The organism is Kitasatospora sp. NPDC054939 (assembly GCF_053610105.1).
In genome coordinates, this window is record NZ_JBSGXP010000094.1 from 21,209 (window position 1) to 33,830 (window position 12,622).

The window sequence follows — 12,622 nt, forward strand, 5'->3', positions numbered from 1 at the left end:
CATGCGCGACCCGAAGACCGCACTGGCCGGCCGGCTGGCCGGCAGCGCCATGGAACTGCGCGACTTCCGCTTCCTCTGGGCCGGGCAGGCGGTCAGCGCCGTCGGGGACCAGCTCTTCAACGTGGCCGTCTCCCTCCGGGTGATCGAGAGCGGCGGCGACGCGGGCGACGTCGGTCTGGTGATCGGCGCCCGGATGCTCGCCTCCGTCCTGTTCGCGCTCCTCGGCGGGGTCTGGGCGGACCGGGTGCCCCGGCGGCGGGCGATGCTGCTCGCCGACGCGTTCCGGCTGGTGGCCATCACGGTGGTGGTGCTGGGGGCGTTCGACACGGCGACCCTCTCGCTCGCCGTGCTGACCTTCCTGGTCGGCAGCGGTGAGGCGTTCTTCCGACCCGCGTACGGCGGCCTGGTGCCCTCGCTGGTACCCGAGGACCGCCTGCTCAGCGCCAACGTCTGGCGGGGCAGCATGGAGAGCGCGGCAGCCGTGGTCGGGCCGGCGCTCGGCGGCGTGCTGGTGGCCACCGTCGGCACCCGGGCGGCCTTCGCCGTCAACGCCGCCACCTTCGCGGTCAGCCTGCTGTGCGTCCTCGCGGTCACCGAACCGCCGCTGGACCGGTCGGCGTCCCGCTCGTCCGTCCTCCAGGAGACCCGGGAGGGCCTCGCCGCGGTGCGCCGCGTCCCCTGGGTGGCGGCCCTGCTGGCCATGACCGCGGTGCAGACCATGCTGGTCGTGGCGCCCCATATGGTCCTCCTGCCGGTGATCACGCAGGAGGAGTTCGCGGGGCCCTCCACCTATGGCCTGGTCATCGCGATGTTCAGCCTCAGCGGCTTCGTCGGCACGATCCTCGTCGGGCGGATGCAGCTGAAGCACCCCGGAACGACCGCGATGGTCTTCAACGCGCTCTTCGTGACCGTGCCGCTCGTCCTGCTCACCCCCTTCTCCCTCTGGTGGGTGGTGGCCGGGTACATGCTCGCGGGATTCGCGATGATGCCCTTCAACACGCTCCTGCACACCGCCCTGCAACGCCAGTTCCCGCCCTCGCTGCTCGGCCGGGTCAGCTCCGTCGACTGGATGTGCAGCCTCGCCCTGCTGCCGCTCGGCCTCGCCGTCGTCGGCCCGCTGGCCGACGCCGTGGGCCGCACGACCGTCCTCGTCGTCGCCGCGGGCGTGCAACTCGGCGCCGCACTGCTGGTGCTGACCGTCCCCGGGGTGCGGGACTTCCATCACGAAGAACAGCCGGTTCGCCACGACACGGAGGTATGAGATGGCACTGGAGAAGCTCCTCGACGACCCGTCGAAGCTGGTGTCCATTCGGGACACCGAACCCTACGTCAGCCGCGACATGGGCGAGTTGGACCACGTGTTCTCGACCGACCTGGCCCAGCAGCTCCTCTACGAGCGCGGACTGCGCACCCCCTACATCCGGCTGTGGCGCCACGGCCAGGACATCGGGGTGCGGAACGCCACCAAGCCCGGCGACGACGGGTCCGACGAGCGACGGGTGCTGTCCGGGCTCGCCGACCCGCGGTACGTCGTGTCGCAGATGCGGGAGGGCGCGACCCTCGTCTTCCAGGCGATGTCCACGTACTGCCCCGAAGTGGAGTCCTTCTGCACGGAGTTGTCCGGCGAGATCGGTGTCCCCGTCGCGGCCAACGCCTTCCTGACCCCGCCGCACTCCAAGGGCGCCGAGGCGCACTACGACCTCGCCAGCATCTTCATCCGCCAGCTCGCCGGCTCCAAGACCTGGCGGCTGCACGAGCCGCCCATGAAGTGGCCGGTCAAGCGCTCGAAGCCGGGGGTCACCCCGCAGACCCCGCTCTGCCTCGAAGTCACCCTCCACGCCGGCGACTGCCTCTACCTGCCGCGCGGCTTCTACCACGAGGGGACCACGGGCGCGGAGGGCTCCGTCCACATCGCCTTCTCCGACGGCGTCGAGGACACCTGGACCCAGATCCTGCACGACGTCCTCGACCTCGCCGTCGAACGGAGCGCCGCGCTGCGCGGCCGGCTGCCGAGCCGGGCCGAGGCGCTGAGCGGCGACTCGAAGGAGATCTGGAAGGAGGTCCGGGAGGACGTCTTCCGCACCCTGGAGGGCCTGAGCGACGAACTGATCTCCGCTCTGGTGATCCGGCGCCTCCAGGCCCGCGAGGCGCAGCTCACGAAGGCCGAGCCGGCCTCGCTGGGCGAGATCCTGGCCGTGGGCTCCCCCTCGGCCGGCGCCTGATGGCGGCCGGGCAGGACGAGGCGGTCCGGGTCGGCATCACCCCGGCCGGCACCATGAGCCTGGTCCGGAGCTACCACCGGGAGATCCTCCGGCGCCTGGAGCCCGTCCTCCCCGCCGGGCCCGCGCCCGCCTGCCTGCACCCCGGCCTGGTCTGGGCCGCGACCCGGACGCCCGGCGGCGGCGCTGCCGAGCCCGCGGACGTCGCCGACACGGTCCGCGCGCTCGCGGGGACCGGGCTGATGCCTCCGCTCGAACACCTCACGCCCGGCGGTTCGGCCGCCCTCCCCGACTGGTGCCGCTGGGCGACGGACCAGCTGCTCGCCGACATCCGGCGGACCGGCGGCACCGGTGAGGCCGACTTCGGCGCACCGGACCCGGCCGAGGGCATCGCGCACCTGGAGGCCGCCCGCGCGGCCCTGCGGCGGGTCTGGCCGGAAGCCGCCCTGGAGACGGACCTGCTCGTCCGCGTCGTCGTCCACGTCCGGGGCGGCGCCTTCCGCTCGGCCACGCTCCGCCCGACCTTCGGCGCCGTCTACCTCGGCGACTCCAGCGTCGAGAGCACCCCGGCGGCCTTCGAGGCACTCCTCCACGAGACCGGCCACCACGCCCTCTACCTGCGGAACTTCTTCGCCGCCTACGTGACCAACGGCGACGTCCTGATCAGCCACCCGCTGCGCCCGGACCCGCGCCCGGTCTCCGGCGCCGTGCACGCCGCCCACGTCCTGGCCCGCATGGCGTACGGACTCACCCGCTGGGCGGCGGCGGACCCGGCGGCTCCCCCCGAGGTCGCCGCCCGGCGCGACGGCGCCCTGGAGCGTCTGCGCGGCACCGTCGAGGCGCTGGAGCCGGCCGCCGAGTGGACGGCGCAGGGCCGGCAGTGGTTCGACGACCTCCTCCGCTGGGAGAAGGAGCTGACGGCCGGCCGCTGACCGTGCCGCATCGGCCCCGGCCCGTCCGCCTCCGGCGCGTCAGGACCGTTCGCCGACCGGGGCGGTGGCCTCCTCCACCCGGGCACGGACCCAGGTGAGGAAGGTCCGCACCTCGGCCGCGGACAGGCCGGCGAGGGGCGGGCCGGCGAGGGGCGGGCCGGCCGGCGGTCGCGGTCGGTCGTAGCTGCGCAGCGCGGCCGCGAGCAGCGGTCCGAAGGCGGGCTCGGCGGCGGCGATCTCCCGGGCCGCCGCACGCTTGGCGGTCCAGCGGCCGGTGCGGCAGAACACCAGGGCGCGGCAGGCGTTGAGCACCCGGTTGTCCGTGAGGTGGCCCTCGCCGTCGGTGTGCTCGCGCACCGCGGCCCGGACGGCGGCGAGCAGGTCGGCAGGAGCGGGTTCCGCGACGACCTGCCGGGCCGGAGGGCCCCACAGCGCGATGCCGGCCCGATGGACGATCGAGCGGTCGACGACGAACCAGAACGCCGGCACCCCGGTGGTGGCGAGGTCGGCGCGGTCCGGGAGCCGCGGTCCGGTGTTGAGGTTCAGCAGGTAGCCGGCGGCGGCCGAGGGGCGGGCGGCGAAGTCCGCGCCGTACAGCACCAGTTCCAGGCCCGCCGCCGGGCAGGGCAGTCGCGGATGGGCGAGTTCCGCCGCCAGTTCCCGCACGGTCTCCCCCGGCGGGTCGGGTTCGACGACGACCACCGCGTCCACGTCGCTGCGCCCGTGCCGGTAGTCCCCGAGCGCCACCGAACCGGCCACGAGCACGCTCACCAGGCGCGGCCCGCACACGGCGCGGGTGCGGCGGACGAGTTCCGCCAGGTACGGGTGCAGTTCGGCGGGGATCGGCCGGCGGTCGGCGGCGTCCTGGGTCATGCACCCAGTCTGCCCCCGTCGGAGCGAACGGGCGGGAACGCTCTGCCGCCACCCCGACCGGGGCCCCGCCCCGGCCGCCCGGACGCAGACCTCGACGCGGGCGCGTCCGGGCCTGTTTGACAACGTTTCAGTTTCGATGACCGGCATTGCGGTCGAACATCTTCCAACACAATGCCACATGTGCCATTTTACATGTCGCACATCGAAAGGCCCGCGTCCCCAACGCGCGGCCACAACGGCCCCGGAGGCCCCCACAGATGCGTTCCTCCCGGATATCCACGGCTGCCGGCGCGCGCAGACTCACTGCGCTCGGCGCAGCCTTCTTCATCGCACTCGGCCTGTACGCACCCCAGAGCCAGGCCGCCCCGGTCGGCACCGCGGCCCCGGTCGGCGCGGGCGCCACCTCGGCGGCCGCCCCGGCGCCGCGCGCCGTCCCCGTCCCCAAGTCGCCGCACGCCACGGACGACGCCGCCGCCTTCAGGATCTCCTCCCAGGACGACACCGGGGAACGCCCCACTACGGCCGCCCCCACCTCCCCTCCCGACAAGGCCGACAAGACCGACAAGGCCGGGCGGCAGTCCTCGGCCGCCCCCGGCGCGAACGGGTGTCCCGACCTGTCCGGCGTCATCAACGCCACCGGCGCCGCACTCGTCCAGCAGCTCAAGGCGCTCCCCCAGGTCACCTGCACCTACCCGCTGTTCGACCTCACCGGGGAGGACGCGCGCAAGACCTTCCGCGAGGCCCAGATGGTGACCGTCGCCGACGCACTGCGCGACGCGTCCGCCACCTACCCGGGCAACAACAGCGGCGCCATCGGGCAGCTGGTGATGTTCCTGCGCGCCGGCTACTACGTGCAGGACAACCACGCGGACGTCGTCGGCGGCTACGGCACCGCGCTGAAGACCTCCGCCCGCGGCGCACTCGACGCGTTCTTCGCCTCCCCCCGCAGCAAGGACGTCACCGACGCCAACGGCGAGACGCTCAACGAGGTCGTCACCCTGATCGACAGCACCCACGAGGCCGGCCGCTACGCCCCCGTCGTCAAGTGGATGCTCGCCGGCTACGACGGGTCCTGGCCCACCCGGATGAACCTCGCCATGCAGCACGTCGAGTGGGTCGTCGAGAACGGCTTCAAGGCCAAGAACGACGACCGCGGCTGGAAGGCCGCCCTCAAGGCCGACCCCACGATCCTCGACACCTGGGCCGCCTTCATCACCCGCAACGACACACAGCTCAACCGCTGGGACGTCGTCAGCAACGTCGGCCGCTTCCTCGGCCACGCCCTGGAGGTCCCCGAGCTCAAGGACCGGCTGCGGCCGCTGCTCAGGGACCTGATCAACCGCTACCCGCACACCGGCCCGACCGCCCCGATCACCATGAACCTGGGCTGGGCCACGCGCCAGTTCGACAAGGGCAACTGCGCGGCCTACGCCATCTGCGACCTCGGCGACCGCGTGCTCCCGCTGGTCCTGCCGATCCAGCACACCTGCAACGCCGGCCTGAAGATCCGCGCCCAGGACGTCTCCCCCGGGCAGCTGGCCACCACATGCACCAGCCTGGTCAACCAGGACGCCTACTTCCACCGGATCATCGGCGACCAGGGTCCCGTCGCCGGTGACGTGAACACCGACCTGGAGGTCGTCGTCTTCGACGACTACACCCAGTACGCGCTGTACGCCTGGGCCATCTACAACATCGACGTCGACAACGGCGGCATGTACGAGGAGGGCAACCCGGCGCTGCCCGGCAACCAGGCCCGCTTCATCGCCCACGAGGCCCACTGGCTGCGTCCCTCGTTCGAGATCTGGAACCTCAACCACGAGTACACCCACTACCTCGACGGCCGCTACAACATGCACGGCGACTTCGAGGCCGGCATCACCACCCCGACCATCTGGTGGGTCGAGGGCATCGCCGAGAACATCTCGTACGGCTACCGCAACGAGCGCAACTCCGCGGCCATCGCCGAGGCCGGCAAGCAGACGTACAAACTCAGCGAACTGTTCGACACCGTCTACGGCCAGGACGAGGACCCCGAGGTCAACTCGAACCGGGTCTACCGGTGGGGCTTCCTGGCGGTCCGCTACCTGCTGCAGGCCCACCCCGCGGACGTCGAGACCGTGCTCGGCAAGTACCGCACCGGTGACTGGACCGGCGCCCGCACCTTCCTGAAGCAGACCATCGGCACCCGCTACGACGCCGGCTTCGCCACCTGGCTGACCACCACCTGCGCCACCGACGACTGCGGCCCGCTCCCGGCCGCCGCGGCCGTCCCGCTCTGCACGAGCGCCGACCCCCGCCGGTTCGACGACAACTGCCGCCGGGACGGCCTCGCCGCCACCACCGGCAACTACAGCTACCACTTCCTGTACCTGCCCGCCGGCGTCAGGGAGCTGACCATCACCAGCAGCGGCGGCACCGGCAACGCCGACCTGTACTACAACGGCGCCACCTGGGCCACCACCGGCAGCCACCAGGCCAAGTCCACCAACGCCGGCAACGGCGAGACCCTGACGATCGCCGACCCGCCGTCCGGCTGGGTCTACTTCAGCCTCGCCGCCCCGCAGGACTTCGGCGGCGTGAGCGTCACCACGCAGTACCGGTGACAGTACCGGTGACCGGGTCCGCCCGGCACTGAGGGCCCGGCACCCGCGCGGCCCGCCGGGTCCGCGCACCCCGGAGCAACGGCGGTCCGGGCGTGACCGTAGGCTGCCGCCATGACCGCTGATCGAATGAATGTTCCCGCCGCCCTGGAGCTGCTGCTGGCCGGCAACCGGCGGTTCACCGCGGGCACGCCCGAGCACCCGAACCAGGACGCCGCCCGCCGCGCCGCCGTCGCCCCGGCACAGAGCCCGTTCGCGGTGCTGTTCGGCTGCTCCGACTCCCGCCTCGCCGCGGAGATCATCTTCGACCGGGGCCTCGGCGACCTGTTCGTGGTCCGCACCGCCGGCCACGTGGTCGGCCCCGAGGTGCTGGGCAGTATCGAGTACGGCGTCAGCGTGCTCGGCAGCCCCCTCGTGGTGGTCCTGGGCCACGACTCCTGCGGCGCCGTCGCGGCCACCCGCAGCGCGGTGGAGGACGGCACCACCGCGAGCGGCTTCGTGCGGGACGTGATCGAGCGCGTCACCCCGAGCGTGCTCGCCGCCCGGGCCGCCGGCCACACCGACGACGAGCACTTCATCGACACCCACATCCGGCACACCGTCGACCTGCTGATGGAGCGCTCCCGCACCCTGGCCGACGCCGTCGACGCGGGCACCGCCGCCGTGGTCGGCCTCTCCTACCGCCTCGCCGACGGCACCGCCCGCCTGGTCACCGCCCGCGGCGTCGACGCCCCGGACCCGCTGCCGCTGTAGTCGTCCGCGGAGCGCACCGACCGGGGCGGACGCCTGCGCGGGCAAGGCGGCGCGGACACTTCCGGGTCGGCGGACGTCACTCCCCCGCGATGATGCGGCGGAGGCCGTCCAGGTCCTCGTGCGAGAACCCGGCGGGCTGCAGGACGGCGTTCCAGCCGTCCACGTACTCGGCCTTGTACGTGTGGCCGTGGCCGCTCGGTACCTCGGTGGAGAACGGGAGGTCCGCGGTGACCTGCCAGAAGGTCACGAACGGGATCCACACCGTCCCCTGGAGCACGTCCTCGCCCGGCGGTTCGTCGATCCAGTCGGGCTCGTTGAACACCAGCTGCGGGCTCCACCAGACGATCGGGTCGGACGGGTGCATCAGGTAGAGGACCCGGGTGCCGTCCCAGGGCTGCTCCGCGGGCGGGATCGCCGCGCCCGGATCGTTGCTGAGGCGCACGGTCCGACCGCCCTGGTACACCGGCTGGACCTCGGGGCTTCCGGCGTCCCGGTCGTCGCTGAACTGCCGGAACAGCGTGTTGAAGTTGGGCGGCCCTGCGAACAGGGTCCCCGAGGTCCGGTTGCGCAGGTCGTACTCGCCGCTGAACGCGGCCTCGCCGCCGAACGACCCGAGACTCTCCCCGGCGACGAGGAGCCGCGGCCGGTCCTCCTGCGGAAGCTTGGACCAGATGTCGTAGACCGCGTCGAACAGGTCGCGGCCGGCCGCCCGCGCCTTGGACTGGTCGACCAGGTACGAGATCCAGGACGGCAGGTAGGAGTACTGCATCGCCACGGTCGCCGCGTTGCCGCCGGTGAGGTACTCGAAGGAGTCGACCGACGCCGGATCGACCCAGCCGCTGCCGGTCGTGGTCACGACGAGCAGGTTCCGGCGTTCGAACCCCCCGGCGCGTTGGAGGTCCTGGACGGCCAGTGCGGCGCGGGACTCGGTGGTCTCCGACGAATCCAGGCCGGCGTAGGCGCGGATCGGCTCCATGGCCGGGCGGTGGCTGAACGCGCTGATGTCGCCCGCGGTCGGGCCGGTGCCGGTGAAGCCGCGCCCCTGGCGCCCCAGGGAATCCCAGGGAACGAGCGATCCCGGTCCTCCCGAGCGGAGCGCGGTGGCGGGCTGGTGCGCACCGTCCGGGGTCGCGCTGTCCCGCAGCGAGAAGGTCTGGTTGGCGATGCCGACGAAGCCCTCCAGCAGCAGGCCGGTGATCACCAGGTAGGTCAGGCCGGCCGCGAGGATCCAGCCGAGGGCGTTCGCCGCCCGCTTCCCGATGCGGCGGTCGAGCAGCGCCGCGGTCCTGCGGTACAGCGCACGGATCCCGCGTCCGATCAGGAGCAGGACGCCGAACACCGCCGCCGCGACCACCGGGGACAGGACGACGAGCCAGACGTTGTAGTCGGTCACCCCCATCAGGCCGCGGATCAGGTACTGCCAGTACTGCCCGAGTCCGAAGAACACGGTGAGCAGGACGGCTGCACCGATGAGGAGGATCCGCCGCGCCCGGGGTCCGGGGGTACGGGCGTCGCGGTCGGCGAAGGCCCGCCACACGGCTGCGCCGAGGACACCGAGCCCGTAGCCGATGGCCGCGCTGATACCCCACACCAGGCCCTGGACGACGCCGCCGCGCGGCAGGAGCGACGGCGTGAACGACAGGCACGAGGCCACGACCGCGCCCCAGCAACCGGGAAGTGTGAGGTGCGCCGGGTTCCGGAACCGGTGCTGCGCGGGCGTGTCCGACGGTTCCGGAACGTCGGTGGGCGTTTCCATGGCGGCGGCCGTTCACGTGGGGCGGACGGTGCGAGGCGTTCGGCGGGACCGCGGGCGACCGGCCGTTGCGGCCCGGGCGCCCGTGCGGTCCCGCGGTCCACCTCAAGGATCGCCCTCGGGCCTGGGCGGCGCCAGCGCACGGTGTTCGGCGCGGGCGGGCAACCCCGCGCGGGCGGTCACGCCACCCGTGCGAGCGTGAACGCGGTGAGGTAGCCCAGCGCGTTGGTCGCCCAGTGCAGGCCGACCGGTGCCAGCAGGCTCCCGCTGCGGCGGCGCAGCTCGCAGAAGAGGATGCCCGCGGCGCCGGTGAAGAGCACCGCACCGAGATCGGCGACGACCGCGGCGAGCGGCGTGTGGCCGAACACCGCCGTGAGCGCCGGCTTCTGGGACGCGAGGTGCAGGGAGGGGAGGATGTGCCAGAGCCCGAAGAGCAGCGACGATCCCGCGGTCGCCGCCACCGTGCCGCGGTAGCGACGGATCAGCCCGTACAGCACCCCGCGGAACGCGTACTCCTCCAGGATCACCGTGCCCAGCGGCACCGTGACGAACATGCGCAGTGCGACCTCGCCGCCCGTGAGGCCGCCCGTGCGCTCGTCCGCGAAGAGGCGGCGGGTGAACGGCACCAGGGCCCCGAGGAGGTAGACCGCCGCCACGATGCCGATCAGGGCTGCCGCCCAGAGCAGGCCGCGCCGCAGGGTGCCGGCGCCCAGGCCGAGGTCGTCCCGGGTGCCGCCCGCCCACCACACGATGCCGGTGAGGGCGGCGATCGCCACGACGGCGTCGGCGGGCCCCAGGGACGGCAGGCGTCCGTTCGTGGCGAGGTTGGTCACGACGAGGACGGCCAGTACGGCGGCCAGGACGATGCCGGGGGCGGCCGGTCGGCGCAGTCGCATCAGTGCTCAGCCACGGCCCCGGTTCCGGTCCCGCTTCCGCTGCTCGGCCGCGTACGGGTCGCGTGCGGAGCCCTCGGGGGCCTGCTGCTCCAGCAGGCGCTTGGCGGTCCGCAGCTCCTTGCGGGCCTTCTTGTCCACGACCGGGTAGCGGGGGTCGATCTCCATCAGCGTGTGCACGAGCACGGCGGCGGCGCAGATGCGCGCGAACCACTTGCGGTCGGCCGGCACGACGTACCACGGCGCCCACGAGGTGCTGGTGGCCGAGATCATCTCGGAGAAGGCGAGCTGGTAGTCGTCCCAGCGCTCGCGTTCGCGGAGGTCCGCCGCCGAGAACTTCCAGTTCTTCTCCGGCAGGTCGAGCCGTTTCAGGAAGCGGACGCGCTGCTCCTCCTGGGAGAGGTTCAGGAAGATCTTCACGACCCTGAACCCGTTGTCGCAGAGGTAGCGCTCCCAGTCGTTGATCTCCCGGTAGCGGCGCTCCCAGACGTCGGGGCCTCTCGCCTCGGCGGGCAACCGCTGGCGGTCGAGGTTCTCCGGGTGCACCCGCACCACGAGGACCTCCTCGTAGTGCGACCGGTTGAAGATCGCGATGTCCCCGCGGGCCGGCAGGCGGGACGCGTAGCGCCACAGGTAGTCGTGGTCCAGTTCCTCCGCGGAGGGCACCTTGAAGCTGCTGACGTGGACGCCCTGCGGGTTGACCCCGCTCATGACGTGGCGGATCGTCCCGTCCTTCCCGCCCGCGTCGATGGCCTGCAGGCAGAGCAGCACCCCGTAGCTGTTCTGGGCGGCCAGCTTCGCCTGGTACTCGGCGAGCAGGCCGATGCCGGTGCGCAGCAGTCCGGCGCCGTCCCGCTTCTTCATGCGGGATTTGAACCGGGGGTCGAAGTCCTCGGCGAGGTCCACCCGGGAGCCCGGCTCCACCCGCAGTGGCTCGATGAACTTCGCGATCCTCCTGGCCTGCTTCGTCGACACCGTTTCCTCCCGGCCACGACGCCTCCGGGCCACCCGTCCGGTGGACACCGTTCTCCAGCCACCCTCCGTCCGGTCGTCAGTGCCGTCAAACCGGGGGGCCGGATCCGGGTGGCCGCGTGCGGCCCGCGGCGCGGGGGCCGGCCGGTGCAGCAGCCCGGCCCCCACGTGCGGCCCGGTCAGGCCTGCGAGCGACGGCGGGAGGCGGCGACCGCGCCGGCGCCCAGCACGACGGCCGCACCGGCCACGGCGGCGAGGCCGGCGTGCGGGGTGGTCGAGCCGGTGGCGGCCAGCGTGCCGCCGGTGCGCTGGGCGTCCGCGGTGGCGGTGACCGCCGTTGCGGTGGTCTTCGTACCGGTCGTGGTGGAGGTGACCGCGACCGCGCCGGTGCTCGACCCGCCGGTGGTCGTGGCGTTCCGGCTGGCGGCCTCGGCTGCGGCCTTCGCGGCGGCCTGGTCCTTGGCGCGGGCCGTGAACTGCCCCTCCTTCAGGAAGGCCCGGACGTCCGCGATGGTGCCGTCGAGGGCGGCGCTGCCGGCCCTGCGGACCTCGGGGCCGCCGGTCTCGACGATCCGGGAGGCGTGGATCCGGTCGTCGCTCGCCCGCAGCGGCTCCAGCTCCGACGCCAGGAAGCGCTCGACGTCCGCGACCGAGCCGGCCAGCGCCTTCTCTGCCGCCTCCCGGACGTGCCGGCCGGTGCCCGCAGCGTCGGCGATGCGCCGGACCTCGGCGCGCTTCTCGTCCTCGGCGCGGGCGATGTGCTGGCCGGTCCTGAGGAAGGCGCGGACGTCCTCGTGGGTGCCGTTCATCGCCGCGTCGGCGGCTTTCCGCACGGCCGGGCCGCCGAGGCTCAGGATCTGCATGAGCCGGACCCGGTCGTCGTGCTCGGCCGGGTTCTTGATGCCCACCTTGAGGAAGTGCTCGACCTCCGCGGCCGTGCCCGCGAGCGCCTTCTGCGCGCCCTCGCGCACACCCGGCCCGGTGTTCGGGTCATCGAGGATCCGCCTGAGCTCGGCCCGGTTCTCGTCCTCGGCGCGGGCCACGTGCCGGCCGGTGGTCAGGAAGGCGCGGAACACCGCGAGGTCGTCCGACCGGAACGCGGCCTCGCCGGCCTTCTGCATGGCCGGACCCCCACCGTTCATGATCTGCACGATCGCGACCCTCGCGTCGTCCCGGCGGATCCGGTCGACCTCCGAGGCGAGGAAGCGCGCCCGGTCCTCCGGGGTGCCGGCGAGCGCCTTCGCCGCGTGCTCGCGGAGGTATCTGCTCGGGGCGGTGACCAGGTAGTCGTTCGGGTAGACGAGCAGCCTCTCGATGGCCGCCCGGTTCTCCTCGTCCGTCCTCGCCCCGGCCGGGTCGTTCTGCTCCTGCCCCGCCGGAGCGGTGTCGGCGAGCGCCGGTGCCCCCAGGGCGACGGGTGCGGCTGCCGTGGCGAGCAGGACGGCAGCAGCGAGCGAACGACGGATCTTCAACGGTCCCCCGGGATCATGATGAGAGTGGGCCCCACCTGCGCGTTCGCGGCGGTCGGCCGGGTGATCGTATAGCGACGAGATCCCGCTGTCGAACGCCTTTCCGCACGTCGCCGCGGGCCATGCAGGGCCCGCGAGGGGGCGGCAGGTCGCCG

10 protein-coding genes are annotated in these 12,622 nt (G+C 73.1%); 5 read left to right on the forward strand and 5 right to left on the reverse strand.

Features of this window, described 5'->3' with window-relative positions; all coding sequences use genetic code 11:
• Position 1 precedes the first annotated feature (1 nt).
• The 3 genes from ACWGB8_RS24745 to ACWGB8_RS24755 are packed head-to-tail and all read left to right on the forward strand — an operon-like array spanning position 2 to position 3,151.
• Complete coding sequence (locus ACWGB8_RS24745; protein ID WP_452215768.1) at positions 2-1,261, forward strand: MFS transporter; 1,260 nt, start codon at positions 2-4, stop codon at positions 1,259-1,261.
• Position 1,262: 1 nt separating this feature from the next.
• Complete coding sequence (locus ACWGB8_RS24750; RefSeq protein WP_452215769.1) at positions 1,263-2,222, forward strand: JmjC domain-containing protein; 960 nt, start codon at positions 1,263-1,265, stop codon at positions 2,220-2,222.
• Complete coding sequence (locus ACWGB8_RS24755) at positions 2,222-3,151, forward strand: aKG-HExxH-type peptide beta-hydroxylase (RefSeq protein ID WP_452215770.1); 930 nt, start codon at positions 2,222-2,224, stop codon at positions 3,149-3,151. Before ACWGB8_RS24750 ends, ACWGB8_RS24755 begins: the two co-directional genes overlap by 1 nt.
• Positions 3,152-3,190: 39 nt before the next feature.
• On the opposite strand, the gene ACWGB8_RS24760 is transcribed toward ACWGB8_RS24755, so the two are convergent.
• Complete coding sequence (locus ACWGB8_RS24760; RefSeq protein ID WP_452215771.1) at positions 3,191-4,024, reverse strand: aminoglycoside adenylyltransferase domain-containing protein; 834 nt, start codon at positions 4,022-4,024, stop codon at positions 3,191-3,193.
• A gap of 257 nt (positions 4,025-4,281) precedes the next feature.
• Between ACWGB8_RS24760 and ACWGB8_RS24765 the strand changes: the two genes are divergently transcribed.
• Positions 4,282-6,630, forward strand: a complete 2,349-nt coding sequence (locus ACWGB8_RS24765; protein WP_452215772.1) for a collagenase — start codon at positions 4,282-4,284, stop codon at positions 6,628-6,630.
• Positions 6,631-6,741: 111 nt separating this feature from the next.
• Positions 6,742-7,380 (forward strand): carbonic anhydrase, encoded by a 639-nt coding sequence (locus tag ACWGB8_RS24770; protein ID WP_452215773.1) that lies wholly within the window; start codon positions 6,742-6,744, stop codon positions 7,378-7,380.
• Between the two features lie 76 nt (positions 7,381-7,456).
• On the opposite strand, the gene ACWGB8_RS24775 is transcribed toward ACWGB8_RS24770, so the two are convergent.
• The 4 genes from ACWGB8_RS24775 to ACWGB8_RS24790 all read right to left on the reverse strand — a co-directional run bounded on the left by ACWGB8_RS24775 (position 7,457) and on the right by ACWGB8_RS24790 (position 12,470).
• Complete coding sequence (locus tag ACWGB8_RS24775; protein ID WP_452215774.1) at positions 7,457-9,034, reverse strand: alpha/beta hydrolase; 1,578 nt, start codon at positions 9,032-9,034, stop codon at positions 7,457-7,459.
• Positions 9,035-9,312: 278 nt separating this feature from the next.
• A complete protein-coding gene (locus tag ACWGB8_RS24780; protein WP_452215775.1) occupies positions 9,313-10,029 on the reverse strand; it encodes a CPBP family intramembrane glutamic endopeptidase in 717 nt (238 codons plus the stop codon).
• A gap of 6 nt (positions 10,030-10,035) precedes the next feature.
• On the reverse strand, positions 10,036-11,001 hold the full coding sequence (locus ACWGB8_RS24785; protein WP_452215776.1) for a polyphosphate kinase 2 family protein: 966 nt from the start codon (positions 10,999-11,001) through the stop codon (positions 10,036-10,038).
• A 176-nt stretch (positions 11,002-11,177) separates the two neighbouring features.
• On the reverse strand, positions 11,178-12,470 hold the full coding sequence (locus tag ACWGB8_RS24790) for an ALF repeat-containing protein (protein WP_452215777.1): 1,293 nt from the start codon (positions 12,468-12,470) through the stop codon (positions 11,178-11,180).
• Positions 12,471-12,622 lie beyond the last annotated feature (152 nt).